General features: G+C 73.0%; 25 protein-coding genes. 11 read left to right on the top strand and 14 right to left on the bottom strand.

The genetic code is table 11. The features are described 5' to 3' along the window. Window positions 1-62: 62 nt before the first annotated feature. Window positions 63-1,295 (bottom strand): hypothetical protein, encoded by a 1,233-nt coding sequence (locus Q9S36_RS29765; RefSeq protein ID WP_311288451.1) that lies wholly within the window; start codon window positions 1,293-1,295, stop codon window positions 63-65. Continuing rightward, window positions 1,295-1,648, bottom strand: a complete 354-nt coding sequence (locus Q9S36_RS29760; protein WP_311288450.1) for an HIT domain-containing protein — start codon at window positions 1,646-1,648, stop codon at window positions 1,295-1,297. Before Q9S36_RS29760 ends, Q9S36_RS29765 begins: the two co-directional genes overlap by 1 nt. Before the next feature lie 74 nt (window positions 1,649-1,722). Here Q9S36_RS29760 and Q9S36_RS29755 point away from each other — a divergent pair, with 74 nt between their 5' ends. Next, entirely contained in the window at window positions 1,723-2,664 is a 942-nt protein-coding gene (locus Q9S36_RS29755) for a Gmad2 immunoglobulin-like domain-containing protein (protein ID WP_311288449.1), read from the top strand. Between the two features lie 136 nt (window positions 2,665-2,800). Here Q9S36_RS29755 and Q9S36_RS29750 read toward each other — a convergent pair whose 3' ends face one another. The 3 genes from Q9S36_RS29750 to hrcA are packed head-to-tail and all read right to left on the bottom strand — an operon-like array spanning window position 2,801 to window position 5,731. Further along, entirely contained in the window at window positions 2,801-3,541 is a 741-nt protein-coding gene (locus Q9S36_RS29750) for a 16S rRNA (uracil(1498)-N(3))-methyltransferase (RefSeq protein ID WP_311288448.1), read from the bottom strand. Window positions 3,542-3,551: 10 nt separating this feature from the next. Beyond that, entirely contained in the window at window positions 3,552-4,712 is a 1,161-nt protein-coding gene (gene dnaJ / locus Q9S36_RS29745; RefSeq protein WP_311288447.1) for a molecular chaperone DnaJ, read from the bottom strand. After that, window positions 4,709-5,731: a heat-inducible transcriptional repressor HrcA gene (gene hrcA, locus Q9S36_RS29740; RefSeq protein ID WP_311288446.1), complete on the bottom strand. Its 1,023-nt coding sequence runs from the start codon at window positions 5,729-5,731 to the stop codon at window positions 4,709-4,711. The genes dnaJ and hrcA overlap by 4 nt, the downstream gene beginning before the upstream one ends. Before the next feature lie 89 nt (window positions 5,732-5,820). Here hrcA and Q9S36_RS29735 point away from each other — a divergent pair, with 89 nt between their 5' ends. The 4 genes from Q9S36_RS29735 (at window position 5,821) to Q9S36_RS29720 (ending at window position 8,797) form a co-directional block, all read left to right on the top strand. Further along, a complete protein-coding gene (locus Q9S36_RS29735) occupies window positions 5,821-6,684 on the top strand; it encodes an MBL fold metallo-hydrolase (RefSeq protein ID WP_311288445.1) in 864 nt (287 codons plus the stop codon). Between the two features lie 48 nt (window positions 6,685-6,732). After that, window positions 6,733-7,416, top strand: coding sequence for a DUF2470 domain-containing protein (locus tag Q9S36_RS29730; RefSeq protein WP_311288444.1), 684 nt, complete (start codon window positions 6,733-6,735; stop codon window positions 7,414-7,416). 72 nt (window positions 7,417-7,488) lie between these two features. After that, window positions 7,489-7,887, top strand: coding sequence for a hypothetical protein (locus Q9S36_RS29725; protein ID WP_311288443.1), 399 nt, complete (start codon window positions 7,489-7,491; stop codon window positions 7,885-7,887). Window positions 7,888-7,951: 64 nt separating this feature from the next. Next, window positions 7,952-8,797, top strand: coding sequence for a DUF3097 domain-containing protein (locus tag Q9S36_RS29720; RefSeq protein ID WP_311288442.1), 846 nt, complete (start codon window positions 7,952-7,954; stop codon window positions 8,795-8,797). A gap of 112 nt (window positions 8,798-8,909) precedes the next feature. On the opposite strand, the gene hemW is transcribed toward Q9S36_RS29720, so the two are convergent. From hemW to Q9S36_RS29705, 3 genes are all read right to left on the bottom strand, one after another. Next, window positions 8,910-10,127, bottom strand: coding sequence for a radical SAM family heme chaperone HemW (gene hemW / locus Q9S36_RS29715; protein ID WP_311288441.1), 1,218 nt, complete (start codon window positions 10,125-10,127; stop codon window positions 8,910-8,912). 107 nt (window positions 10,128-10,234) lie between these two features. Next, window positions 10,235-12,055 carry a long-chain fatty acid--CoA ligase gene (locus Q9S36_RS29710; protein ID WP_311288440.1) on the bottom strand — a complete coding sequence of 607 codons (1,821 nt, stop codon included), beginning with the start codon at window positions 12,053-12,055 and terminating at the stop codon, window positions 10,235-10,237. Window positions 12,056-12,226: 171 nt separating this feature from the next. Continuing rightward, a complete protein-coding gene (locus Q9S36_RS29705) occupies window positions 12,227-13,159 on the bottom strand; it encodes an aminoglycoside phosphotransferase family protein (protein ID WP_311288439.1) in 933 nt (310 codons plus the stop codon). Window positions 13,160-13,182: 23 nt separating this feature from the next. Here Q9S36_RS29705 and Q9S36_RS29700 point away from each other — a divergent pair, with 23 nt between their 5' ends. Continuing rightward, the gene (locus Q9S36_RS29700; protein ID WP_311288438.1) at window positions 13,183-13,641 is read left to right on the top strand and encodes an XdhC family protein; all 459 of its coding nucleotides are present in this window, start codon (window positions 13,183-13,185) and stop codon (window positions 13,639-13,641) included. A 3-nt stretch (window positions 13,642-13,644) separates the two neighbouring features. Further along, window positions 13,645-14,733: a DNA glycosylase AlkZ-like family protein gene (locus Q9S36_RS29695; protein WP_311288437.1), complete on the top strand. Its 1,089-nt coding sequence runs from the start codon at window positions 13,645-13,647 to the stop codon at window positions 14,731-14,733. On the opposite strand, the gene Q9S36_RS29690 is transcribed toward Q9S36_RS29695, so the two are convergent. The 3 genes from Q9S36_RS29690 to Q9S36_RS29680 are packed head-to-tail and all read right to left on the bottom strand — an operon-like array spanning window position 14,730 to window position 17,577. After that, window positions 14,730-15,236 carry a HutD family protein gene (locus Q9S36_RS29690; protein WP_311288436.1) on the bottom strand — a complete coding sequence of 169 codons (507 nt, stop codon included), beginning with the start codon at window positions 15,234-15,236 and terminating at the stop codon, window positions 14,730-14,732. The two genes, Q9S36_RS29695 and Q9S36_RS29690, sit on opposite strands and share 4 nt — an antisense overlap. Before the next feature lie 10 nt (window positions 15,237-15,246). Continuing rightward, entirely contained in the window at window positions 15,247-17,121 is a 1,875-nt protein-coding gene (lepA, locus tag Q9S36_RS29685) for a translation elongation factor 4 (RefSeq protein ID WP_311288435.1), read from the bottom strand. Window positions 17,122-17,130: 9 nt separating this feature from the next. Continuing rightward, window positions 17,131-17,577 carry a hypothetical protein gene (locus Q9S36_RS29680; RefSeq protein WP_311288434.1) on the bottom strand — a complete coding sequence of 149 codons (447 nt, stop codon included), beginning with the start codon at window positions 17,575-17,577 and terminating at the stop codon, window positions 17,131-17,133. A gap of 22 nt (window positions 17,578-17,599) precedes the next feature. Between Q9S36_RS29680 and Q9S36_RS29675 the strand changes: the two genes are divergently transcribed. Further along, entirely contained in the window at window positions 17,600-18,556 is a 957-nt protein-coding gene (locus tag Q9S36_RS29675; RefSeq protein ID WP_311288433.1) for a DMT family transporter, read from the top strand. A gap of 88 nt (window positions 18,557-18,644) precedes the next feature. Here Q9S36_RS29675 and Q9S36_RS29670 read toward each other — a convergent pair whose 3' ends face one another. Beyond that, window positions 18,645-19,175 (bottom strand): GNAT family N-acetyltransferase, encoded by a 531-nt coding sequence (locus Q9S36_RS29670; protein ID WP_311288432.1) that lies wholly within the window; start codon window positions 19,173-19,175, stop codon window positions 18,645-18,647. Window positions 19,176-19,275: 100 nt separating this feature from the next. Between Q9S36_RS29670 and Q9S36_RS29665 the strand changes: the two genes are divergently transcribed. The 3 genes from Q9S36_RS29665 (at window position 19,276) to rpsT (ending at window position 21,598) form a co-directional block, all read left to right on the top strand. Then, window positions 19,276-20,238 carry a phosphotransferase gene (locus tag Q9S36_RS29665; RefSeq protein ID WP_311288431.1) on the top strand — a complete coding sequence of 321 codons (963 nt, stop codon included), beginning with the start codon at window positions 19,276-19,278 and terminating at the stop codon, window positions 20,236-20,238. Continuing rightward, window positions 20,235-21,179, top strand: a complete 945-nt coding sequence (locus tag Q9S36_RS29660) for a hypothetical protein (RefSeq protein ID WP_311288430.1) — start codon at window positions 20,235-20,237, stop codon at window positions 21,177-21,179. The genes Q9S36_RS29665 and Q9S36_RS29660 overlap by 4 nt, the downstream gene beginning before the upstream one ends. Window positions 21,180-21,337: 158 nt before the next feature. Continuing rightward, entirely contained in the window at window positions 21,338-21,598 is a 261-nt protein-coding gene (gene rpsT / locus Q9S36_RS29655; RefSeq protein WP_311288429.1) for a 30S ribosomal protein S20, read from the top strand. Window positions 21,599-21,658: 60 nt separating this feature from the next. Here rpsT and holA read toward each other — a convergent pair whose 3' ends face one another. Continuing rightward, on the bottom strand, window positions 21,659-22,645 hold the full coding sequence (gene holA, locus Q9S36_RS29650; RefSeq protein WP_311288428.1) for a DNA polymerase III subunit delta: 987 nt from the start codon (window positions 22,643-22,645) through the stop codon (window positions 21,659-21,661). A gap of 12 nt (window positions 22,646-22,657) precedes the next feature. Continuing rightward, window positions 22,658-24,925 carry a ComEC/Rec2 family competence protein gene (locus Q9S36_RS29645; RefSeq protein WP_311288427.1) on the bottom strand — a complete coding sequence of 756 codons (2,268 nt, stop codon included), beginning with the start codon at window positions 24,923-24,925 and terminating at the stop codon, window positions 22,658-22,660. Window positions 24,926-24,927: the final 2 nt, after the last annotated feature.

Here is a 24,927-nt window from a genome sequence, read left to right as displayed (position 1 = left end):
GCAGAGCCCCTCCATGTTACCGAGCGGGTGGTGTCGCGCCCACCCAATAGCAGCGGACCCGGTCAGGGACGGGTGATCTGCAGCAGGCCCAAGCACATCTCGTCGGTCGTGCCCTCGCCCCAGACGACGTAGCGGTCGGGCTGGCCCTCGAAGGACGGCAGCTTGTCGCGCAGCCACTGGACATGGCGGCAGGTCACCTCGACCTGCTGGAAGGGCTCGAGCCGGATCGGCGGGATCGGAGTGCTGCCCTGGTCGTCGAAGTCCCACACCGGGATGTCGAGGATCGTCTCGGCCTGCGGCGTCCCGGGGTTCACCTCGATCCTGATCTCGCGACCGAGCAGGTGCATGTGCGCGCCGACGCCGTGGATCGTCATCGGCTCGGCGAGGGTGCGCACGCACGACTGCACCTCCCCCGGCTGCGGCTTGCTCCCGCACAGCACGTGCAGCAGGTCGGCGGTGTTGCCCTCGGCGCCGAAACGTTCCTTGACGTCGGCGAGTGCAGCGTCGCGCTCGCACAGCGGCCCGTCGTCGTGCTTGGCCCGGCACGGCAGCTCGACCGGCGCGGGCAGGAGCATCGTGTGCAGGGCCTGGTAGGGGCGCTTCCCCGGCGCCAGCCGCAGCTGGGCCGCGGACGTGTCCGGCGAGACGCCGGCCAGCAGGTTGTAGTGGACCTGCATGACGACGCGGCTGCCCTTGGCCAGGCGTACGCCGAAGCCGGGCTTGACGACCGACTCCTTGCCGCCGGGCGCCCACGCGCCGATCCATGCGGCGTCGTCGACGTTCTGGAAGGCGTCGAGGCCGGTGCCGCCGAAGCAGGTCCAGCCCTCGCCGTCCTCGCCGGCGTCCTTGGCCTCCGCCGCGGCGACCTGCTCGGGAGGGACCCGGAAGAGGATCACGTGGTGCACCACGTCGGGGTTGCCGGGCAGGACGTGGGTGCCGGTGAGCCAGGCGTCCTTGTCGAGCTCCGGGTCGAGCAGGAAGCAGCGGTAGTCGTCGGTGCCGGCGCCGTAGGGGGCCGACGCCGTGTAGCTGCCGGGCATCGCGATCGTCCGGCGCGACTCCCCCGCGCGCAGCGGCCGGGCCTTGGCGGGCTCGGCGTAGTGGCCGTGTCCATCATCCGTCGCTGCGTCGGCTGCTTCGTCCGCCCCGTCCTCGGCCGCCGGGGAGGTCTGCTCGACCGGCTGGGTGGCGCGGTCGTCGGAGGAGGACCCGCCGGACGATCCGGACCCGCTGCAGGCCGACAGCGTGAGCACACCGGCGGCGAGCAGGGCGACGAGGGCACGAGGACGACGCATCAGATCAGGGACTCCGTCATGCGCGACTCGCCGCCGAGCACGTGCAGGTGGGTGTGGAACACGGTCTGGCCGGCGCCCGCGCCGGTGTTCGCGATGAGGCGGTAGTCGGCGTTGCCCGCCGCCCGGGCGACCTCGTCGGCCAGGCTCACCAGGTGCCCGATGACCGCCGGGTCGGCGGCCGCGGACGCCGCGGCGTTCTCATGGTGGTCGTGCGGGATCACCAGCGCGTGGAACGGCGCCTGGGGCCGCAGGTCCTTGATCGCGATCGCGTGGGCGTTGCGCCCCAGGACCTCTGCCGGGATGCCGCCGGCGACGATGGTGCAGAAGATGCAGTCGTCGGACGTCTCGCTCATCGCTCCAGCCTAGGGTCTGGCGCTGCGGCGTGTAACCGGAAGTCGCGGGCGCGCGTCCAACTACCGTGAGTCGCATGACCTTCCCCACGTCCCTGTCCGTACGACGATGGGCGGGCGCCGTCGCGCTCGTGACCGGCAGCCTCACGCTGGCCGCGTGCGCCTCCGACGACCCCGTGCCGGCCTCCGGCTCGGCCGCGGAGCCCACCACGAAGCCGCGACCGTCGGAGCAGGAGCCCACTCGGGAGCCGAGCCAGCAGCCCACCTCGGAGTCGCCGCCGGAGCCCAGCACCACCGTCGTACCGGTCTACTACGTCGGTGACGGGCCTGGAGGGTCGCCGGCGCTGTTCCGGGAGTTCCACCGGGTCACCGGCGACCCGCTCACCGAGGCCGCGAGGCTGGTGGCCGGAGGTGGACAGCCCGACGACCCGGACTACCGCACCCTGTGGCCGCAGGTCGACCTCTCCGTCACCTACGGCGACGGCGTGATCGGCGTCGACATCCCCTCCGACGCGTTCACCGAGCGACCCGACGGCATGTCGGAGCGCGGTGCGGAGCTGGCGGTCCAGCAGCTGGTCTACACGCTGCAGGGCGTGCAGCAGGAGCGGGCGCCGGTGCAGGTCACGCGGGGCGGCGCGCCGGCCCGTCTCTTCGGCCTGTCCACCGATGCGCCGTTCGAGCAGGCGAGTCCGCTGCGCACGCTCAACCTGGTGAACATCACCTCGCCCGCCGAGGGCGACACGGTCAGGCCCGGTGACAGCATCGCCGTGACCGGGGTGGCCAACTCCGTCGAGGCCAACGTCGTCTGCGAGCTGCTCGTCGACCAGGCGCCGGTCGCGACCAAGGCCTTCACCGCGGAGGGCTGGATGGAGGACCGGTTGTTCCCCTTCGAGGGCGTGCTGCCCGCGCCCGAGGCGCCGTCGGGCGAGGTCACCGTCAGGTGCTCGACCGACGACCCCAGCGGCGGCGCCGAGGGCAACGGGCCGAGCGTCGACACCAAGACGGTCAAGGTCGGCTAGGAATCGCGGTCAGCGCGGTCGTCGACCGACCTGCCACCGCTGGTCGAGGTGCGAGCGCAGCGAGCCTCGAAACCAGGCCGATCGCAGGTTTCGAGGCTCGTCGCTGGCGCTCCTCGCACCTCAACCACCGAGGCGATCAGGACCAGCGCGGCGTCCGGGCGAGCAGGGCCGCGACCGCGACCACGCCGGCGGTGGAGGTGCGCAGCACCTCGGAGCCGAGGCGCACGGTCCGGGCCCCGGCGACCTCGAGCACCGCCAGCTCGTCGGGAGCGATGCCACCCTCGGGGCCGACGACCACGACGATCCGCCCCGAGGCGGGCGCCTGGACGGCGCTGAGCGGGGCGGTCGCGTCCTCGTGGAGCACCACCGCGAGGTCGGCCTCCGCGACCACGGCGGCGAGGTCGCCGGTCGCCGCGAGCGGTGCGACCGTCGGCAGCCACGAGCGCCGCGACTGCTTGGCCGCCTCGCGGGCGGTCGCCTGCCACTTCGCGTGCGACTTCGTGGCGCGCTCGCCCTTCCAGACCGCGACCGACCGGGACGCGGCCCAGGGCACGATGCGGTCGACGCCGACCTCCGTGAGCACCTCGACCGCGAGCTCGCCCCGGTCGCCCTTGGGCAGGGCCTGCACGACGGTGATGGCCGGCGACGGCCGGTCGTCGTGCGAGACCGATGCGACCGTCACCGCGAAGACCCGCTTGCCGGTCGAGGTCACCTCGCCCGTGACGGAGGTGCCGAGGCCGTCGGTCAGCACGACCTGCTCGCCCTCGCGCAGCCGGCGTACGGCGACGGCGTGGTGCGCCTCGTCGCCGGTCACCTCCACCACGGAGCCGACGCCGACCCCGCTGAGGGACTCGACCAGGTGGACCGGGAGGGACATCAGCCCCGGCTCATCCCTGGAAGGCGTCGCGCAGCCGGCCGAACATCGACTTGTGGGGGGCCTCGACCTGGCCGTCGGGCTGCTCCTCGCCGCGGATGGCCGCCAGCTCGCGCAGCAGCTCCTCCTGCCTCGGGTCGAGGCGGGTCGGGGTGTCGACCACGACGCTGACGACCAGGTCGCCGCGTCCGCCGCGCAGGCTCGGCACGCCGAAGCCGCGGATGACCTGCTCGCTGCCGGACTGCGTGCCAGGTCGGACGTCGAGGTCGAAGGTCGTCTGCGTCTCGGCGTCCTCCGACGCCGGGAGGTCGGCCTCCAGGAGGGGCAGCGTGAGGTGGGTGCCGAGGGCGGCGGCGGTCATCGGCAGCGAGATCGTGGTGTGTAGGTCGTTGCCGTGGCGGGTGAAGGTCTTGTGCGGCTCGACGTGCATCTCGACGTAGAGGTCGCCGGCAGGACCGCCGCCCGGGCCCACCTCGCCCTGGCCGGTCAGCTGGACGCGGGTGCCGTTGTCGACGCCCGCCGGGATCTTCACGGTCAGCGTGCGTCGCGAGCGCACCCGGCCGTCGCCCGAGCACTCCCGGCACGGGTCCGGGATGATCGAGCCGTAGCCGCGGCAGGCCGCGCAGGGGCGCAGGGTGCGGATCTCGCCGAGGAACGACCGCTGCACGACCGCCACCTCGCCCTGGCCGTGGCAGGTCTCGCACGTGGTCGGCGAGGTCCCGGGCGCCGTGCCCTGGCCCTCGCAGGCCTCGCATCGCAGGGCGGTGTCGACCTTGAGGTCCTTGGTGACGCCGAACGCCGCCTCCGCGAGGGTGACGTCGAGCCGGATCAGGGCGTCCTGGCCGCGGCGGGCGCGGGAGCGGGGGCCGCGCTGCTGGCCGGTGGCCGCGCCGCCGCCGAAGAATGCGTCCATGATGTCGGTGAACGAGAAGCCCTGCCCGGCGCCGCCGAACCCTTGGCTGAACGCGTCGCCGCCACGGTCGTAGGCCGCGCGCTTGCCGGGGTCGCTGAGCACCTCGTAGGCGCGGGAGACGTCCTTGAAGCGCTCCTGCGTCTCCGGGTCGGGGTTGACGTCGGGGTGGAGCTGTCGCGCGAGGCGGCGATAGGCCTTCTTGATGTCGTCGGCGCTGGCGTCACGCGAGACGCCGAGGATCTCGTAGGGGTCCTGGGTCACTGGTTTCCTTCATCGAGGATCCGCGAGACGTAGCGCGCGACCGCGCGCACGGCTGCCATGGATCCGGGGTAGTCCATGCGGGTGGGGCCGACCACGCCCAGGGAACCGAGGTGGTTCTCGAGCGGGCCGTAGCCGGTGGCCACGACGCTGGTCGCGGCGAGCTCGGTGTAGGGGCCTTCGTGGCCGATGCGCACGGTGACCGCGTCGACGCCCGACTCCCCCAGCAGCTTGAGGAGCACGACGTGCTCCTCCAGCGCCTCGAGGAGGGGTCGCACGGCGGTGTCGAAGTCGCCGTAGCGCGCGAGGTTGGCGGTGCCGCTCACCGCGACCCGCTCGTCGCTGCGGTGGTCGGACATCGCGTCGGCCAGGACCGTGACCACGGCGCGGGCCGACGCGGCCTGCTCGGGTCGTACGTCGTCGGGCAGGGCGCCGAGCGCGGCCGCGGCCTCGGCGATCTGCACGCCCGCGCTTGCCTGGTTGATCGCCACGCGGAGCTCCGCGAGGTCGGCCTCGTCGAGCGCGGCGTCGAGCTCGACGAGCCGCTGCTCGACCCGGCCGGTGCTGAGGATGAGGATCAGCATGAGCCGGGTGGGGGTCAGCGGCACGAGCTCGACGTGGCGCACGGTCGAGCGCGAGAGGGTGGGGTACTGCACGATCGCGACCTGCCGCGTGAGCTGGCTCAGCAGCCGCACGGAGCGCTGCACGACGTCGTCGAGGTCGACGGCACCGTCGAGCAGGGTGGCGATCGCCCGGCGCTCGGCAGCGCTCATCGGCTTGAGGGTGGCGAGCTTGTCGACGAAGAGCCGGTAGCCCTTGTCGGTCGGCACCCGTCCGGCGCTGGTGTGGGGCTGGTGGATGTAGCCCTCCTCCTCCAGCACCGCCATGTCGTTGCGGACGGTGGCCGGGGAGACGCCGAGCCCGTGCCGCTCGACCAGCGCCTTGGAGCCGACCGGCTCCTCGGTGGCGACGTAGTCCTCCACGATCGCGCGCAGCACGTCGAGCTTGCGGTCGTCGACCATCGGGCCCTCCTCGCTGGCTGTCGGTCGTGGTTGCTGGCACTCGTTCGGCAGGAGTGCCAACTCTACTAGCACGCCGTAGTGTCCCGCGCATGCCCGACTTCACCCCCAGGTTCCAGGAGGTGGCGCCGCGGGTCTGGGTGGCGCACTACGACTGGATGCACGTCAACATCACCCTCGTCGGCGGGTCCGACGGGCTGCTGATGGTCGACACGCACGGCTCCGCGGCCGAGGCGCGCAAGGTCGCCGACGACGTACGACGACTCGGCGCAGGCCCCCTCACCGGGCTGGTCAACACCCACGAGCACTGGGACCACCACTTCGGCAACGCCACGATGGTCGAGCAGTTCGGCGAGCTGCCGATCCACGCCACCGAGTGGGCCCGCGACCACATGGAGGAGTCCGCCGGGCGCACCTTCGAGCAGTACGAGGAGGCGACCGACGACCCCCGCCGCGAGGAGGTCCTCCCCACGACCCTCCGGCTGCCCACGCACACCTTCTCCTCGGTCGTGCAGGTCGACCTCGGCGACCGCGCGGTCGAGCTGATCCACCCGGGCCGCGGCCACACCGCCGGCGACCTGGTGGTGCGGGTGCCGGACGCCGACGTCGTGCTGGGCGGCGACCTCGTCGAGGAGTCCGACCCGCCGTTCATCGGCGACGACTCGTGGCCGCTGGAGTGGCCCACCACGCTCGACCTCGTCATCAGCCTGATGACCGACTCCACGGTGGTCGTCCCCGGCCACGGCCAGGTGGTCGACAAGGAGTTCGTGCAGGAGCAGCGAGCCGAGCTCGGCGTCATCGCCGAGACCATCCGCGACCTCGCGTCCCGCGGGGTGCCCGTCTCGCAGGCGCTGGCCGAGGGCGACTGGCCGTGGGACCCCGAGCGCTTGGTGAGCGCCGTACGCCTGGGCTATGAGCACCTCCCCCGCAGCCAGAAGCGGCTGCCTTTGATCTGATCCGCCGTCGGCGGTTAGGCTTGCCTAACCTAACTACGGAGGTGGGCGATGGACCCGTCGTACGCGGCCCTGATCGCGCGCAGCGTGCTCTCGTGCCCGGCCTCGATCGTGCTGCGCGTCGGCGAGACCGACGAGGAGGTGCGCGACGAGGTCCACGACGTGACCTGCGACGTCCACGGCACCCCGGTCTTCAGCGCGTCAGAGGGCTCGGCGCTCCTCGCCGCGGCAGGGGTCGGGGTCGGCGCCGTGGTGGAGGTGACGAGCGGGCTGGGCGCGCCGGGGTCGCGTGAGCGACGCCTGACCCTGGTGCTGGACGGGCGACTCGTCGTGCGGGACAGCGCCTGCGCCTGCTGCGGCGACGCGCGGTCGCTGGTCGCGCTGGAGCCGGCGACCGTGACGCTCTACCGCGACTCCCTCGCCGTCCCGGTCGAGGTCGCCGGGTTCCGCGACCGACGCCACGTCCTCAACCAGGGCTACCTCCAGCGCACGGCCGAGCACGCCAACGACGCCCACGAGCTCGAGCTGCGATCGGCGATGGCCGCGACGTTCGGCATGCCCCTCCAGTCGCTGCTGGCGGCAAGCCTGTTGCGGGTCGACCGGTCCGGCGTCGACGTCTCGTGGCTGGACGCTGCAGGCGCCCACACCCAGCGGCTCGACTTCCTGCGCACGGTCTCGTCGCCGCAGGAGCTCGGCGCGGCCCTGCGCTCACACCTGCACGCAGGCATCTGCTGACGCCCCCACCCGCCGGCACGGCCCACCCCCTCGGGGCTGGACGCGTCACCGGGGTGCCAGTAGGACTGGTGCATGAGCGAGAACAGCGAGTCCCAGACCGACACCACCGAGTCGACCGACACGCCGAAGGCGGGTAGCGGCACCAGCCCGGCCGACTCGGACCACTCCGGAGGCACGGCCTCGCCCGACGAGGCGACGCTGGGCGGCATCTCCGACGACCAGCTGCCCGAGGACCTCCAGCCCGGCGAGGACAACCCGCTGGCCGAGCCGCTCGATCCCGACGACGAGGCGACGAAGGACCAGGACGAGCTGCAGATGGACGCCACCCAGGAGGACCTGGGCAACCCACCGGTCGAGTCGCAGCGCGACGCGGACGACGACGCCGAGGGGTCCGAGGGATCCGGGGCATCCGACGAGCCCGAGGCCAACAGTGGCGAAGGCGCGCAGGGCGCCGGCATCACCGGAGGCTGAGCGGTTCCGGTTCGCCACGGCGTGCCACCTCCGCTCCAGGCCCGTGCCCGCCTAACGTGTGCCGGTGCCCCATGATCGCTACGGAACCGACGTCCTCTCCGGTGACTGGCGCGCGCCGAGGAACGGACGCGCCGTCGAGGTGCCCACGGAGCTCGGCATGGTCGTCGAGGAGGTCACCACCGACTGGTGCGGTGAGGTGGTCGCCGTCGACCGCGACATCGACACGCTGACGTTGGAGGACCGCCGCGGCAAGAGGCGTACGTTCCCGCTGGGCCCCGGCTTCCTCCTCGAGGGCAAGCCGGTGATCCTGACCCGGCCCGTGCGGGGCGGCGCACCCGCGGCCCCCACCCGTACGGCGTCCGGCTCCGTCGCCGTGCCCCACGCCCGTGCCCGCGTCGCGCGAGCCAGCCGGATCTTCGTGGAGGGCCGCCACGACGCCGAGCTCGTCGAGAAGGTCTGGGGCGACGACCTGCGCATCGAGGGCGTCGTCGTGGAGTACCTCGGCGGTGTCGACGACCTCGCTGAGCACCTCCGCGACTTCAAGCCGGGTCCGCAGCGCCGCGTCGGCGTCCTGGTCGACCACCTCGTGCCCGGCTCGAAGGAGGCGCGCATCGCCGCGAACATCGCCCGCTCCCCCGTCGGCAAGCACGTGCTCGTCGTCGGCCACCCCTTCATCGACATCTGGCAGGCGGTCAAGCCCGACCGACTCGGCATCCCGCGTTGGCCCTCGGTCCCCAAGGGCATCGACTGGAAGTCCGGCACCTGCCAGCAGCTCGGCTGGCCGCACCGCGACCAGGCCGACATCGCCCGCGCCTGGAAGCACATCCTCGGCCGGGTGACCTCCTACGCCGACCTCGAGCCCGCCCTCCTCGGCCGGGTCGAGGAGCTCATCGACTTCACGACCCAGTGACACTTGCTCGCTCCGCTCGCATGTCGCGGCGCTAGGCGCCCGACGGCGTCTGGACTGACGAGCGAGCGAGCGCCAACAGCACCGTCCCCAGCCTGCAGCAGCCGGGGCTGGCCTAGTCGACCAGATCTCTCACGACCGCATCGGCGAGGAGCCGACCGCGCTGGGTGAGGACGAGGCGCTCGGCGGCGAGCTCGACGAGCCCGTCGGCGACCAGGCGCGCGACCTGGGCACGGCCGGTGGCCTCGAGGGCGCTGACCGGAAGGCCCTCGACGAGCCGGACCTCGAGCAGGATCCGCTCCATCCGCTGGCTCTTCCAGCCGAGCACCTCGCGCGCGAGGGCGGGTGAGACGCCGCGCCCGAGCCGCTCGGCGTACGCCGCCGGGTGCTTGACGTTCCACCAGCGCACCCCGCCGACGTGGGAGTGGGCGCCCGGTCCGACACCCCACCAGTGGCCGCCGGTCCAGTACAGCAGGTTGTGCCGGCACCAGTGGTCGGGCGAGGTGGCCCAGTTCGACACCTCGTACCAGCTCATCCCGGCTGCGGCGAAGCGCTCGTCGGCGAGGTGGTACTTGTCGGCGAGGTCGTCCTCGTCGGGCATCGGCAGCTCGCCGCGGGACACCTGTCGGGCCATCGCCGTGCCCTCCTCGACGATGAGGGAGTACGCCGACACGTGGTCGGGCCCGCAGGCGAGGGCCGCGTCGACGGAGGTCTCCCAGTCGGCGAGCGACTCCCCCGGCGTGCCGTAGATCAGGTCCAGGCTGACGTCGTCGAACCCGGCCTGGCGGGCCCAGTCGACGACGGCCGGCACCCGCATCGGGTCGTGGGTGCGGTCGAGGGTGCGGAGCACGTGGTCGACCGCGGACTGCATGCCGAAGCTGATCCGGTTGAAGCCGGCCGTGCGCAGCTCCTCGAGGTCCCAGGCGGCGACGCTGTCGGGGTTCGCCTCGGTGGTGATCTCCACGTCGTGGGCCAGTCCGAACTCCGCGGCCGCGCTGGCGACGATCGCCCCGAGGTCCGCCGGCTTCAGCAGCGTCGGCGTGCCGCCGCCGAAGAAGATCGTGTCGATCGGCACGTCGCGGTGCCCGAGCACGTGGCGGGCGAAGCGGATCTCGCGGATCGCCGCCTCGGCGTACGACGACCGGCTGGCGCCGACCTCGTCGCCGAGCTCGTGGGCGGTGTAGGTGTTGAAGTCGCAGTAGCCGCACCGCACGCTGCAGAACGGGACGTGGACGTAGAGCCCGAAGGGCTTGCTGCCGAACTCGGCCCTGGCCTCCTCGGGGAGCAGGCCGTCCTCGGGGGCGACGTCGCCGTCGGGCTGTGCGGGGGACACGTCGGTATCCAACCACGCACCGGGCCGCGTCCTGGCCCCACCGACGGCGAACGGGTGCCGGGGTGTCCCCCGGCACCCGTTCGTCGGTGCTCGTGCGCGCCTGCGCGCTAGGCGTACATCTCGTCGATGAGGGCCTTGTGGTTGTCCTCGACGACGTTGCGCTTGACCTTCATCGAGGGGGTCAGCTCACCGGACTCGACGGTGAGGTCGTGGTCGAGCAGCTTCCACTTCTTGATGGTCTCCCAGCGGTTGAGGTGGCTGTTGAGCTCGTCGACGTACTCGCCGACCATCTTGTGCACCGCGTCGGACTGCACGATCTCGGTGTAGGACGCGCCGCTCATGCCGTTCTCCTCGGCCCAGCCCGCCATGGCGTCCGGGTCGAGGGTGACGAGCGCGACGCAGTAGTTGCGCTCGTTGCCGAACACCATGAACTGGCTGGCGTAGGGGCACACGGCCTTGAACTTCGACTCGATCGCCGGCGGGGCGATGTACTTGCCCCCCGAGGTCTTGAAGAGCTCCTTGATGCGGCCGGTGATGACGAGGTGACCGTCCTCGTCGAGCGCGCCCTTGTCGCCGGTGTGCAGCCAGCCGTCGGAGGTGAGCGTGCGCGCCGTCTCCTCGGGCAGGTTGTGGTAGCCGTCCATCACGCCGGGACCCTTGATCATGATCTCGTCGTTCTCGCCCAGCTTGACCTCGCTGCCGGGGAAGACCGGGCCGACCGTGCCGAACTTGTTCTGGTCGGGGTGGTTGACGAACGAGCCGGCGGAGGTCTCGGTCAGGCCGTAGCCCTCGAGGATCTTGATGCCGGCCGCGCCGAACCACTCGGCGATGTCGCGGTTGAGCGCCGCGGCGCCGGAGATGAAGAAGCGGACGTTGCCACCGAAGCGGTCGCGGATCTTGGAGAAGACGAGCTTGTCGAACAGGCCGTGCTGGACCTTCAGGCCCAGCGGGACGGACTTGCCCTCGCGCTTGAGCCGCTCGACCTCCAGACCGACCTCGAACGCCTTCTTGAAGATCTTCTCCTTGGCGCCGCCCTCGGCCGCCTGCATGGTGACGATGCGACCGTGGGCCTTCTCGAAGATGCGCGGCGCCGCACCCATGAAGGTCGGCTTCACCACGCCCAGGTTGTCGACGATCTTCTCGACGCGTCCGTCGATGGCCGCCGCGAAGCCGCAGGCCATCTGCGTCGACATCAGCACCTTGCCGAAGGAGTGGGCCATCGGCAGCCAGCGGAACTCGAGGTCGTCGGGCCCGAGGATGCCCTGCGCGCGGATCGCCTCCCCCTCGTAGACCCACGAGGAGTGGCGCAGCCGCACGCCCTTGGGGCGGCCGGTGGTGCCGGAGGTGTAGATGAGGGTGGCGAGCTGGTCGGGCCGGATCGCCTGCGAGGTCGTGCGCACCACGTCGGGCTGCTCGGCGAGGAGCGTCGTGCCGAGCGCCGCGAGGTCGTCGAGGGTGATGATCCAGTCGCCGTCGGCCTTGCCCTCGAACGTCACCACCTTGCTGACGTGGGGCAGCTCGGCGCGGTGCGCGGTGAGCTTGGCGAGCTGCTCGTCGTCCTCGGCGAAGACGACCCGGCTCTCGGAGTCGCCGAGGATGTACGTCGTGTCCTCGGCGTTGGTGGTCGGGTAGACGGTGGTGGTCGCCCCGGCGGCGCACATGATCGCCAGGTCGGCCAGGATCCACTCGTAGCGGGTGCCGGAGGCGATGCCGACGCGCTGCTCGGGCTGCACGCCCAGCGCGATCAGTCCGGCCGCGAGGGCCTCGACCTTGTCGCCGGCCTGCTTCCAGGTGACCGACTCCCAGGCCTCGCCGCGCGGGAACCGGAACGCCTCGGCGTCCGGGGTGGCGCTGACGCGGTCGAAGAACTGGACGGCCACGTTGGCCGGCATGGTGTCGAGAAAGGCCGTGTCGATGGTGATCGGCATCTGTTACCTACTCATTCGTCGGAGCACGGCGCGGCGGCGCCGTGCAGCGGGGGCAAGGCTGACTGGCCTGTAACCTAGATCACTCTGTTTACCGGGTGGTAGCAAACCGCCCAAGTTGTCCGGACCACGGACCGTGATGAGCGTCGCACCAGCGCCCGGCCGGACGTGGCGTCAGTCCTGCACGGCCTTGGTGATCGCGATGCAGCGGGTGATCCAGTCCTGCTCCTCGGCGTCGAGCCGGCGACCGGCACGCTGTGCGTCCTGCACGGTCCAGCCGGCGTTGAGCACCATCCGGACGACGACCCAGTCGCGGGCCCTGCCCTCGTCGAGCCCGGCGGCATCGACCAGCGCGTGGAAGCGGCGTCGGAGGCCGTCGCGGACCGACCCGACGGCGAGCGGCCCGCTCAGCTCGTCCATGCGGTTCCACAGCATCGGCGCCGGCTCGTAGTGCGGGTCGCCGGCCATCGGCTTGGGGTCGATGGCCAGCCACTCGCCCGCCCCGTCCGCCATCACGTTGGCGTAGTGGAGGTCGCCGTGCACCACGACCTGCGGCCGGTCGTCCGCCAGGAGGTCGCGGCCCAGCGACAGGGCCTGCTCGACGTAGCGCCGCGGGACCGGAAGGTCACGGCCGAGCTCGTCGAGCTCGTGCAGCCACCGCTCGACGTACGACGCCACGCTGGCCAGCTGCGGCAGGGCCGGGACGTGCAGCCGACCGTAGAGCGTGCCGACGATCTCGCAGGCCTCGACGTCCCAGGCATCACCCAGGTCGGGCCCGGGGAGCCAGTCGAGCAGCAGCGCCCGCCGCCGCGGGTCGGCCCGCAGCAGCCGTACGGCGCCGCGCCCGCCCCAGCGCTGGAGGACGAGCCCCTCGTGCAGCGACTCCTCGTCGCCGTCGAACGACACCTTCAGCGCGGCGCGCACCCCGTCGTCGTCGGTGACCGGCACGACGATGGAGCAGAAGCCGTGCAGAGGCGAGGCGACCGGAGTGAGGTGCCACTCGTCGAGGAGGTCCCCCGTCCGCCTCGGCAGCAGGTCCAGCCAGCGTCCCCAGTCCTCCCCCAGCGCCCGCTGCTCCAGCAGTCCTTCCGGGATGGTGACGGGCATGCCGCGAGCCTAGGCTGACGCGCATGGGCGAGCGTGTGCGTGAGCAGCCGTGGTCCGACGACCGGCCGTCGCACGGGCGGATCCTGGTCCTCACGGACAACCCGATCGCGCGCGCGATCGCGGTGGTCGGCGCCGCGGTCGGTCGCGACGTGGTCGTCCAGCCCGACGACGACGGCGGGCCGGGGCTGTCTCCGTCGGCCGGCGACGCGGTCGTGCTGTGCGACCACGACGCGCCGGACGCCCCCGCGGTGCTGCGCACGGCTCTGGCCTCGCCGGCGTCGTACGTCGCGATGATGGCGAGCCGGCGTCGGGCGGCCGGCCTGCTCGAGGAGCTGGGCCGCGAGGGCGTCGACGTCTCGACGCTGCACGTCCCGGCGGGCCACGACCTGGGCGGGAAGGGCCCGGGCGAGATCGCCCTCTCCGTCGTGGCGGAGATCGTCGCCGAGTCCTACGGCCGTCCCGGCGGCCCGATGCGGGGCTGACGCGTGCCGCTCTCCTGGGACGACCTCGCCGGCGCAGCGCTGGCGCGGCAGTTCCCCGACCCCGCGCCCGACGTCGCGAGCCGGCTCACCCAGGTCGGGCCGGTCCAGGCCCAGACCGCCCGCTCGCCGTTCCTCGCCCTCGCCGCCCGCTTCCCCGGCACCACGCGCGCGGAGGTCGACGCGGCCTACGAGTCGGGCGCGATCGTGCGGGGCAGCACGATCCGCGGCACCGTCCACACCGCGACCCCCGAGCAGTACGCCGCCCTCGGCGCCGCGACCCGGGTCGGGCAGCGCACGCTGTGGCAGCGCCTGCTCCGGCTCCAGCACGCCACCCTGGAGGACCTGTGGTCCGCCACCGAGGACTTCGCCGCGGACTGGCGCACGCCAGGCGACCTCCAGGACCACCTGCACCGGTGGCTGGTCGCGCACGAGGGCCGCGACGACGTGACCGGCAGCGGCGCCGGGCGCTACCTCGCCTTCGGCCACGGGGGTCTCGTGCGGCGGCCGGCCAACGGGGACTGGGCCGGGCAGGGCGCGCCGGAGTACCGCACGCTCCCGCCCGTCGTGGCGCCCAGACTGACCGACGCCGTGCTGGTCCACCTGCGCAGCCACGGGCCTTCCTCCCGCCACGACCTGGCCTGGTGGTCCGGCCTCGGGCTGCGGGTCGTCGACGAGGTGCTGGCAGACCTCGACGGACTCGTCGGCGATGACGGCCCCGACGGCCGGACCTACGTCTCCCTGCCCAACGCGCCGGCGCCGCGGACGCTCGAAGGAGTCCGGCTGCTGCCCGAGTTCGACGCGCTGATGTGCGGCTACGACCCGGCCGCCCGCGTCCGCTTCGCCGCCCAGCACCACCTGGACCGGCTCTGGACGGGCGCCAACGGACTGGTGCTGCCGCCGCTGCTCGTCGACGGGCGGATCACCGGCTACTGGCGCGCCACCGGCTCCGCTCGACGTCGGCCCCTGGAGGTCGTGTGGTTCGCCGGGACCCGCAAGCCCCGCAAGGCCGAGCTCGACGCGCCGGTCCGGGCGCTCGAGGCCGGGCTCGGGATCACCGTCACCGACGTGACCCTCACCCGCGAGCAGGTCTAGCCGCGGTCGAGGGAGACGACCGCGACCGTCGACCGTCCGGTGACCTCGCCCGGCCCGACGACGAGGCTCCCGGCCCCGGCCTCCTCCGAGCCGCCCTTCAGCACGAACGCCGCCTGGTCGTCCGCGAGCGGCAGGGCCGACGTACGCCCGAGCTCGAGGACGGTCACGTGCGGCGAGACGGCTGGGTCGGCGACGACGTTGAGCGCGCGCACCGGCCCCTCCGGCACCGCGGCCTCGACGACGGCGTCGCCGGAGAACGCGAACGGCCGGTGCGGCTCGACCACGTGGTCCACGCCGTCGACGACGAGGGCGAGCACCGGCCCGTCGACGACGGTCAGCAGCCGCCGGCGGCCGGGGAACGACGAGAACGGCCCGCCGCGGGAGACGTCGGCCAGGCTGATCCGCCAGGAGCTGTCGTCGGCGACCAGCAGCTCGCGGGTCGTGCCACCGCCGTTGGCCCACGGCTGTGGCGCGACCTCCTCGGACCGCACGACCTTCGCCACCGGCGCCCCGCTACTTCTTGCCGGACTTGTCCGAGGGCTGCGTCGTGGCGAGCGCCGCGACGAACGCCTCCGGAGGAACCTCGACCGAGCCGATGTTCTTCATCCGCTTCTTGCCCGCCTTCTGCTTCTCCAGCAGCTTGCGCTTGCGGCTGATGTCGCCGCCGTAGCACTTGGCCAGGACGTCCTTGCGGATCGCGCGGATCGTCTCGCGGGCGATGACGCGTGCGCCGATCGCGGCCTGGATCGGCACCTCGAACTGCTGGCGCGGGATGAGGTCCTTGAGCTTCGCGGCCATCATCACGCCGTAGGAGTAGGCCGCCTCGCGGTGCACGATCGCGCTGAACGCGTCGACCGGCTCGCCCTGCAGCAGGATGTCGACCTTGACGAGGTCGGCGGCCTGCTCGCCGGCGCGCTCGTAGTCGAGCGAGGCGTAGCCCTTGGTGCGCGACTTCAGCTGGTCGAAGAAGTCGAAGACGATCTCGCCCATCGGCAGCGTGTAGCGCATCTCGACGCGGTCCTCGGAGAGGTAGTCCATCCCCTGCAGGCTGCCGCGCTTGGTCTGGCAGAGCTCCATGATCGTGCCGATGAAGTCGGACGGCGCCAGGATCGTCGCCTTGACCACCGGCTCGCGGACCTCGGCGACCTTGCCGTCGGGGTACTCGCTCGGGTTGGTCACCTCGATCTGCCGGCCGTCCTCCATGACGACCTCGTAGACCACGTTGGGCGCGGTCGAGATGAGGTCGAGGCCGAACTCCCGCTCGAGGCGGTCGCGGGTGATCTCCATGTGGAGCAGGCCCAGGAAGCCGCAGCGGAAGCCGAAGCCGAGCGCGCCGGACGTCTCCGGCTCGTAGGTGAGGGCGGCGTCGTTGAGCTGGAGCTTCTCCAGGGCGTCGCGCAGGCCCGGGTAGTCGTCGCCGTCGATCGGGTAGAGGCCGGCGTAGACCATGGGGTTGGGGTGCTTGTAGCCGCCGAGCGGCTCGGTCGCGCCGTGGTGCTGCGAGGTGACCGTGTCGCCCACGCGCGACTGGCGTACGTCCTTCACGCCCGTGATGAGGTAGCCGACCTCGCCGACGCCGATCTCCCCCGCCTTCACCGGCTCCGGGCTGATCACGCCGACCTCGAGCATCTCGTGGACCGCGTTGGTCGACATCATCTTGATCCGGTCGCGGTGGCTGAGCTTGCCGTCGACCACCCGGACGTAGGTGACCACGCCGCGGTAGGTGTCGTAGACCGAGTCGAAGATCAGCGCACGGGCCGGTGCGTCGGCGTCGCCCACCGGGGGCGGGGTCTGCTTGACGATCTCGTCGAGGAGCGCCTCAACGCCGACACCCGTCTTGGCGCTGGTCAGCAGCACCTCCTCGGGCTCGCAGCCGACGAGGCCGGCGAGCTCCGCGGCGTACTTCTCCACATTGGCGCTCGGCAGGTCGATCTTGTTGAGCACCGGGATGATGTGGAGGTCGGCGCCCATCGCGAGGTAGAGGTTGGCCAGCGTCTGGGCCTCGATGCCCTGGGCGGCGTCGACGAGCAGGATTGCGGCCTCGCACGCCTCGAGGCTGCGGGAGACCTCGTAGGTGAAGTCGACGTGACCCGGCGTGTCGATCATGTTGAGGACGTAGGTGCCCGGCTTCGCGCCGGCGGCGTTGTCGTCCTTGACCGTCCACGGCATCCGCACGGCCTGGCTCTTGATCGTGATGCCGCGCTCGCGCTCGATGTCCATCCGGTCGAGGTACTGCGCCCGCGCCGCACGCTCGTCGACCACACCGGTCAGCTGCAGCATCCGGTCGGCCAGTGTCGACTTGCCGTGGTCGATGTGCGCGATGATGCAGAAGTTGCGGATGATCGACGGGTCGGTCGAGCCAGGCTGGGGCGCGTTCTTGAGGCTCACGGACTGCTTTCAGGAGTACGACGGCGGGCTCGGGTCATTGTTCCACGCACCCGGGGGCACGCCGAACCGGCGACGGCGCCGCCGGGCCAGATCCACGACCAGCGCGATCACGAAGGCGGCCCACACCGAGAGGACCGCGAACCCGCCGATCGTGAGCAGCAGCACGAGCGCGAGCGGGTCGGCGTCAATCTCGGTCAGCCACGCCAGGACCGCGAGACCCGCGACGAGGGGAAGCACCGGGACGGCCAGCGCCAGGACGAACCAGGCGCGCCCGACCGCATCGCCCCGGGCCGCGGTGGTCCCAGCCGCGACGGCGAGCAGCAGGAGCCCGATCTCCGGCACGAGCACGAGTCCGAGGTGCAGCAGCGGAAAGTCGACCAGGGCGACGGCCAGGCAGACCGCGCCCACGATCCACGTCCGGCGCAGCGCCGTCGTCACCCCCGTCTCGTGGCCCATGGGCGGACGCTAACGTGCAGCAGTGACCCACGGGACCGGATCGGTGCGACACCTGCCCCTCCTCCCCGCAGCCGCCTTCGTCCTCGTCTGGTCGTCGGGCTACATCTCGGGTCCGGCCGCCGTGCACGCTGCCGCCCCGTTCACCGTCCTCGGCTGGCGCTTCGTGCTGGCCGCCCTGATCGGTGCCGGCCTGGCCCTCGCGATGCGCCGACCCACCCGGATGGACCGCGCCACCGTCGGACGGGTGGCGCTCGTCGGGCTGGTCATGAACGGCCTGCAGTTCGGCCTGATGTACGTCGCCTTCGACCTCGGGCTCGGCGCGACGCTCGCCTCGCTCTTCCACGCGCTCAGCCCCGTCCTCACCGCGATCCTCGCGGCCGGCCTCCTCGGCGAGCGCGTCTCGGTGCTCCAGGTCGCCGGGTTCGCCGTCGGCGTGGTCGGCGTGCTGCTGGTCCTCGGGTCCGACCTCGGCCACGCGGGCGGACCGGTCGCGGTCCTCATCGGGTGCCTGAGCATGCTCACCCTCAGCCTCGGCACCCTCGGCCAGCGGTGGATCGGCGCCCAGCCCGACCTCCTGTGGTCGGCGGCGGTCCAGTTCGCGGTGTCCGCTCCCCCGATGCTGGTGCTGGGCTGGGCGACCGAAGGCCCGTGGCCCGTCACGGACACGTCCCAGGCGGTGGTGTCCGTGCTGCTCCTGGCGGTCGTGAACTCCATCGTCGGACTGGTCCTGCTGTCGCTGCTGGTGCTTCGCGGCGGCTCCGGCGCCGCCGCCAGCCTCTTCTTCCTCAGCCCGCCCGTCACCGCAGTGATGGCGTGGCTGGTGCTCGACGAGACGCTGACCGCGACGCAGCTGGTGGGGCTGGTCGTGGCGGTCGTCGGCGTCGGCGCGGCGACCCGCACGCGCCCGGTGACCGTTCCTGTCCCACCGACCGGTGACGAGCACCATGCAGGCAGTTCGCGTGCGGAGCATCCACGCTGAGCGTGGGGACGACAGCGATCGACCCGAACTGCCTTCCTGGTGCACGACCGGCGGGAGAGCGATCCTCCGCCGGCGGCCCAGCAGCGGACTACGCCGAGGTCGGGACCCAGTAGCGGCGCTTGACGCCGCGGACGTCCTCGAGCTCGCCCCCGGCGGCCTCGATCACCCGGATCGACCCGTGGTTGTCGACGTCGCACGTGACCAGCGCGGGGTCGATCCCCAAGCCGAGCGCCCACGGCAGGGCGTGCTGCAGCATGGCCGTCGCGTGACCCTCACGGCGCCGCGAGGGGCGGACGTCGTACCCGATGTGGCCGCCCACCTCGAGCAGGAAGTCGTTGAGCCGGTGCCGAATCGCGATCCGCCCGAGGTAGTCCTGGCCGTCGACCCACCACAGCGTCGTGCACGGCACGTGGAAGTCCGGCCGCGGGGTGTCCTCCTCGGCGTCCGCGCGCACCGCGGCGACGAACCGTCCGAACACCTCGGGGTCCGTCCAGCCCGGCGCGTTGTGCTCGATCCACGCAGTGGTCTGGGTGTTCTCGGCGCCCTCGGCGACGAACTCGTCCATCGCCTCGAGGAAGGAGCGCTGGACGGACATGGTCGGCAGGACGAGCTCGGGCATGACCCATTTGTACCGTCGGCCCCGCAGCCCGCTCCATCGGATATCCGCCCACCTCGGATATCGCTCGTGGTGGCGGACCGCGTGGGGAAGGATGCGCCCCATGTCCCGCACCGCGCCCGTCGCGCCCTACCCCGCTCCGCACGACAACACCGCCCGGCGCCTGGAGTGGCCGTTCCTCCCGCCGAACCTGCGGGCCTGGATCGAGCGCAAGTGCGGCTCGCCCGTCGTGTCGGCGATCTCGCAGACCAGCGGCTTCACCCCCGGCTTCGCGTCCGTCCTGGTCTGCGAGGACGGGTCCCGGCACTTCGTGAAGGCCGCCTCGGTCAAGGCCCAGCGGACGTTCGCCGACTCCTACCGTGAGGAGGCCCGCAAGCTCGCCGCGCTCCCGGCCGGGGTCCCAGCGCCGCGCCTGCTGTGGCACCTCGACGACGAGTGGGTCGTGCTCGGCATCGAGTACGTCGCCGCACGCGCGCCGCGCCGGCCCTGGGAGCGCGAGGACCTCGACGCCGCCCTCGACGCGCTGGAGCAGGCGGCCGACGCGCTGACGCCCCCGCCGGCCGAGCTCGACCTCGACACCGCCGAGGACGACTTCGCACCGCTGCTCGACGGCTGGACCGGGATCCGCGAGTCCCGCAGCGACCTCGACCCCGCCCACCTCGCCGAGGCCGAGGCGCTGGCCCGGCGCTACGCCGAGGTCGTCGGCGGCGACACGCTCGTGCACACCGACGTGCGCTCCGACAACGTGCTCATCGACCCGGAGGGCCGCGCCCTCCTCTGCGACTGGAACTGGCCGGTCCGCGGGGCCGCGTGGTTCGACTCCTTCGCCCTCCTCATCGCCCCCCGCGGGGAGGGGGTCGACGTCGAGGCCGTCATGGCCGAGCGCCGGCTGCTCAGCGACGTGCCGCCGGAGACCTTCGACATCAACCTCGCCCTCTACGTCGGCTACTTCCTCGCCCAGGCGGAGCTCCCGGTGCCGCCGACCTCGCCCTACCTCCGCGACCACCAGCGCTGGCAGGGCGAGGTCTGCTGGCAGTGGCTCGCCGAGCGCCGCGGCTGGTCGTGACCGCGCCTCGCGCGGTGGGCGTGCGCCTGCCCTACGGCTCGGTGCCCGCGGCCGTGCACGCCTGGGTCGAGCACGAGCTGGGCTCACCGGTCGTGGCGACCAGCGAGCAGGTGGGCGGCATGTCGCCGGGCTGCGCCACCCGGCTGACGTGCGCCGACGGCACCCGTGCCTTCGTGAAGGCGGTCGGCACCGGGCTCAACCCCGACACCCCCGGCCTGTTCCGGCGCGAGGTCGGTGTGCTCGACGCCATCGGCGAGCACGAGCTGTGGGCGCGGCTGCTGGCGTCGTACGACGACGGGGAGTGGGTCGCCCTGCTGATCGAGGACGTCGAGGGCCGCCACCCCGACTTCACCGACACCGCCGAGCTCGAGGCGGTGCTCGCCGGGACCGACCGGCTCTCCGCCGTGCTCCAGGAGCGGGACGTCCCCGAGACGGTCGACCTCGTCGACGTCGCGTTCGTCCTGCGCAAGTGGGCCGACTGCCTCGCCACGCTGGACGACGCACCCGCCGAGGCGCCCGTCCCCGCCTGGCTGCGCGCGGACCCCTTCGGCTGGGCCGACGTCCTCCGCGAGCACGCCGACCGCCCGATGCCGCACGTCGTGCACTGGGACATCCGGGTGGACAACCTGCTGCGCCGGCCGGGCGGGGACCTCGTCTTCGTGGACTGGGGCGCGGCCGCCCGCGGGCCGGCCTGGGCCGACCCGCTCCTGGCCCGGCTCGAACGGGTCGACGAGGCGTGGTTCGACGACTCGATCACCACCTCCCCGGCCCTCCGCGAGGCCGGCGACGAGGTCGTCACGGCGTTCCTGGCCGGCTTCGGCGCCCACCTCGCCGTCCGCTCGGTGCTCGCGGTCGACGTGAACCTCCCGACGCTCAAGGATTTCCGGATCCGGGAGTCGCGACGCATGCTGGGAGCGGTGGCTCGCCGTACCGGCCGCTGAGGCGTGTGCGAGGCCCCAGGCGATTTGGGCGCGCACGAGGCCTGCCGGTAGAGTTCCTCCCTGCATGTCCGGCACCCGACCCTCTACCCGGGGTTGCCAGGCAGCCGACAAGCACCAGACTTCCATTCCAGACCAGTTCTAGCTCCGAGGATCCACACGTGGCGAACATCAAGTCCCAGATCAAGCGCAACAAGCAGAACGAGCTGCGCCGTCAGCGCAACCAGGCCGTGAAGTCGCGCCTGAAGACCGCCGTCCGCAAGTTCCGCGAGCTGGCCGACGCGGGCGACAAGGACGCCGCCACGGCTGCCGGTCGCGACGCCATGAAGGCGCTCGACAAGGCCGCCTCGAAGGGCGTCATCCACGCCAACCAGGCTGCCAACCGCAAGTCCTCGATCGCCAAGAAGACCGCCGCTCTCTGAGCGCAGCCTTCCTGCTGAGCACCCGCCCACGTGGCGGGTGTTTCGCATTTCGGGGTCGGCTCAGCGCCCGTCGCGCAGGCCGGCGACGGTGAGCACCAGCCGCTCGAGGGTGTACGACGCGTCGTGCGCCTGCCCCTTGATGTCGGCGTCGGCGTGCGCCACGGCGCGGACCGCGGCGGCGATCGCCTCGGGGCTCCAGGCCCGCGACTGGTCGCGGACCGTGCGCACCTTCCACGGCGGCACTCCGAGGTCGCGGGCGAGGTCGGCGTCGCGAGCGCCACGCGGGGCGCCGAGGTAGCGGGCGATGCTGCGCGCCGAGGCCGCCATCGCCGAGGTCACCAGCACCGACGCGGTGCCAGAGTCGAGCGCCCAGCGCAGCTCCTCCAGCGCGAGCGCCCGCTTGCCCGCGAAGGCGGCGTCGGCGACGGTGAACGACTTGGCCTCGGCGCGGCCGCCGAAGTAGCGCTGGACGCGCTCGATGGTCAGCGGCTCCCCGGGGAAGTCGTTGGTGAGCTGGTCGGCGGCAGCCGCCAGCGAGCGCAGGTCGGTCCCGACCGCCTGCACCAGGAAGGTCGCCGCCTCGGAGTCGATCCGCGCGCCGTGGGAGGCCACCTCCGAGGTGACGAAGCCGTGCATCTCGCTCGGCTTGACCTCCTCGGACTTCACCTCGGTCACCGCGGGCAGCTTGCGCAGCTTGGTCAGCACGCCGCTGCCCTTCTGGCCGCCCGAGTGCACCAGCACCAGCGCGACGTCGTCGGCCGGGCTCGCGCAGTAGTCGAGCAGCCCGTCGACGGACTCGTCGGGCAGGTCCTCCAAACCGCGGACGATCACGCACCGGATGGACGAGAACAACGACGGCGCCGCCATCTCCCCGAGCGCGGCCAGGGTCAGCTCCCCGGCCGCCGACTCGGCGAGCTCGGCCTCCGGGTCGTGGGCCCGCACGGCCTCGCGGACGGAGGCGACCGTGCGCGAGGAGAGGTACTCCTCCTTGCCGGTCACGAGGACGACGTGGCCGAGGACCTGCGCGGCGGAGGGGGTGCGTGCCATGGTGCGGCGATCCTATCCGCGGGCGACGACACCGGCCCCGCCCTCCCGCACGACGACGGCCACGTCGCCGGAGAGGTCGGTGCGCCACACCTGCGCGCCCGCGGCCGTGAGCGCGGCGACCACGTCGGGAGCCGGGTGCCCGTAGTCGTTGTCCTCCCCCACCGACACCAGCGCGACGGCGGCACCGAGACCGGTGAGCCAGTCGAGGTCCTGGTGGCGGCTGCCGTGGTGCGGCACCTTGAGCACGTCGACCTGCAGGCCGGCCAGGTCGCGCCGGAGCGCGGACTGGGCCGACGGCTCGACGTCACCGGTCAGCAGCACGCGGAGTCCCCGCACCTGCGCGAGCACCACGACGCTGGCGTTGTTCGGCGCGCTCTCCCCCGAGCCGTCGAGGGACGCGCCGGGTCGCGGCCAGACCTCCTGGAGCGTCACGTCGCCGACCGTCCGGGCGACGCCGTACGCCGGCGGCGCGGGCGCGCGACCGAGCGCGGACCCGACCGCGTGCACCCCGCCCACCGGATCGAGGAGCGACGTCCCCTCCACGTCGCCGACGTGCCGGCCCTCGAGCACGCCGGCGACGCCGTCGACGTGGTCGGCGTGGAAGTGGGTGAGCACCAGCAGCGGCACCGCGGTGACCTCGAGCCGGTCGAGGCAGGCGTCGATCGCCATGGGGTCCGGTCCGGCGTCGACCACCACCGCGGCGCGCGCGCCCGCACGCAGCACCAGGCCGTCCCCCTGACCCACGTCGCACATCGCGAGCACCCAGCCCGCAGGCGGCCATCCCGGGGACGGCGGCCGGACGAGCATCACGACCACGAGCAGCCCGGCGCAGGCCAGCGAGGTGGCCGGGTGCCTCAGCACCCGCGGGGCGAGCACGACCATCGCGAGGCAGAGCGACACGAGGACGGCGAGCGCCAGCGGGCCGGTCCCCCACGCGACGGCCGCGGTCGGGATGCCGGCGCCCCAGCGCGCGACCGCGATGATCCAGCTCGCCGACCACGCCGCAGGCGCAGCGACCAGCTCGCCCGCAGGACCCCACACCAGCCCGATCAGGCCGCCTGCGAGCCCCAGGACCGTCGCCGGCGCCACGGCTGGGGCCGCCAGCAGGTTGGCCGCGACTGCGACCAGGCTGACCTGCCCGGACAGCGCCGCGACGACCGGCGTGCACGCCACCTGCGCGGCGAGCGGCACCGAGACCGCCTCGGCGACCCAGCGTGGGGTCCACCGCGTCAGCGCGTCGCGCCACACGGGCGCCAGCAGCAGGATGCCGGCCGTGGCGAGGACGGAGAGCGCGAACCCCGCGGTGACCGCCAGCCGCGGCCAGACGAGCAGGAGCAGCAGCACCGCGACGCCCAGCGTGCGGGTGCCGCGCGCACGCCCGTTGCCGCCCATCCCGACGAGCGCGACGGTGCCCATCGCGGCGGCGCGCACCACGCTGGGCTCGGCGCGGGCCGTGACGACGAAGCCCGCGATCCCCACCCCGGCCAGCACGTGCAGCCACCGGCCGCGTACGCCGACCCAGCGCCCCAGGACCAGCAGGAACCCCACGACCAGGGTCAGGTTGGTCCCGCTCACCGCGAGCAGGTGGGTCAGCCCGGTCGTCCGGAAGTCGTCGGCGAGGTCGGGGTCGAGGCCGCCGTCGTCGCCGACCACCAGGGCCGGCACCAGCTCGCGCGCGTCGGCGTCACGGTCGGCCACCGCGGCGCGCACCGAGCGGCGTACGGCTGCGGCGGCGTCCCACCAGACGCCCGGCTCGGCAACCACCCGCGGCTCGCCGACCGGACGGACGAGCGCCGCCACGTCACCGTCCCCGGGAACCAGCCGCGCCGCGGTGTCGAGCGTCGTCCCGAGCGGGTGCCGCGGCCAGTCGGCGTCGGCCATCACCACGACCGGGACGTCGAGCGCCCACGCGCTCCCCCGCCCCTCGACCCGGGTCACCCGGGCCCGGACCACCTGCAGGTCGCCGTGCTGCCCGGCCACCACGCGGGTGTCCGAGGTGAGGTCGAGCCGGAGCGTGGCGACCGCGCGGTCGGTGGCCAGCGCCGTCACCGGCGACGTCGCGACGACCGCCTGCTGGAGCGCGGCGACCCCGGCCACGGCCACCAGGGCCCCCAGCGGACCGAGCCACGCCGCGGACCACCATCTGCGGACCGCACCGACCAGCACGAGGGCGAGCGCGCCGAGCACGCACGCCAGTGCCACCCGGCCCGGCAGCACCAGCACCACCAGCGCGCCCGCCCACGCACCCACGCCCAGCGCGACGGCGCGCAGGTCGGGCACGC

The sequence above is a fragment of the Microbacterium sp. ARD31 genome, from assembly GCF_031844425.1.
The sequence above is the reverse complement of the archived record's forward strand: the minus strand, read 5'-3'. Positions and strand labels throughout refer to the sequence as shown.

What these genes read in the sequence shown, in the direction of transcription:
- Q9S36_RS29765 (WP_311288451.1), bottom strand. Translation starts at nt 1,295, where the DNA reads ATGCGTCGTCCTCGTGCCCTCGTCGCCCTGCTCGCCGCCGGTGTGCTC.
- Q9S36_RS29760 (WP_311288450.1), bottom strand. Translation starts at nt 1,648, where the DNA reads ATGAGCGAGACGTCCGACGACTGCATCTTCTGCACCATCGTCGCCGGC.
- Q9S36_RS29755 (WP_311288449.1), top strand. Translation starts at nt 1,723, where the DNA reads ATGACCTTCCCCACGTCCCTGTCCGTACGACGATGGGCGGGCGCCGTC.
- Q9S36_RS29750 (WP_311288448.1), bottom strand. Translation starts at nt 3,541, where the DNA reads ATGTCCCTCCCGGTCCACCTGGTCGAGTCCCTCAGCGGGGTCGGCGTC.
- hrcA (WP_311288446.1), bottom strand. Translation starts at nt 5,731, where the DNA reads ATGGTCGACGACCGCAAGCTCGACGTGCTGCGCGCGATCGTGGAGGAC.
- Q9S36_RS29735 (WP_311288445.1), top strand. Translation starts at nt 5,821, where the DNA reads ATGCCCGACTTCACCCCCAGGTTCCAGGAGGTGGCGCCGCGGGTCTGG.
- Q9S36_RS29730 (WP_311288444.1), top strand. Translation starts at nt 6,733, where the DNA reads ATGGACCCGTCGTACGCGGCCCTGATCGCGCGCAGCGTGCTCTCGTGC.
- Q9S36_RS29725 (WP_311288443.1), top strand. Translation starts at nt 7,489, where the DNA reads ATGAGCGAGAACAGCGAGTCCCAGACCGACACCACCGAGTCGACCGAC.
- Q9S36_RS29710 (WP_311288440.1), bottom strand. Translation starts at nt 12,055, where the DNA reads ATGCCGATCACCATCGACACGGCCTTTCTCGACACCATGCCGGCCAAC.
- Q9S36_RS29705 (WP_311288439.1), bottom strand. Translation starts at nt 13,159, where the DNA reads ATGCCCGTCACCATCCCGGAAGGACTGCTGGAGCAGCGGGCGCTGGGG.
- Q9S36_RS29700 (WP_311288438.1), top strand. Translation starts at nt 13,183, where the DNA reads ATGGGCGAGCGTGTGCGTGAGCAGCCGTGGTCCGACGACCGGCCGTCG.
- Q9S36_RS29680 (WP_311288434.1), bottom strand. Translation starts at nt 17,577, where the DNA reads ATGGGCCACGAGACGGGGGTGACGACGGCGCTGCGCCGGACGTGGATC.
- Q9S36_RS29670 (WP_311288432.1), bottom strand. Translation starts at nt 19,175, where the DNA reads ATGCCCGAGCTCGTCCTGCCGACCATGTCCGTCCAGCGCTCCTTCCTC.
- Q9S36_RS29665 (WP_311288431.1), top strand. Translation starts at nt 19,276, where the DNA reads ATGTCCCGCACCGCGCCCGTCGCGCCCTACCCCGCTCCGCACGACAAC.
- holA (WP_311288428.1), bottom strand. Translation starts at nt 22,645, where the DNA reads ATGGCACGCACCCCCTCCGCCGCGCAGGTCCTCGGCCACGTCGTCCTC.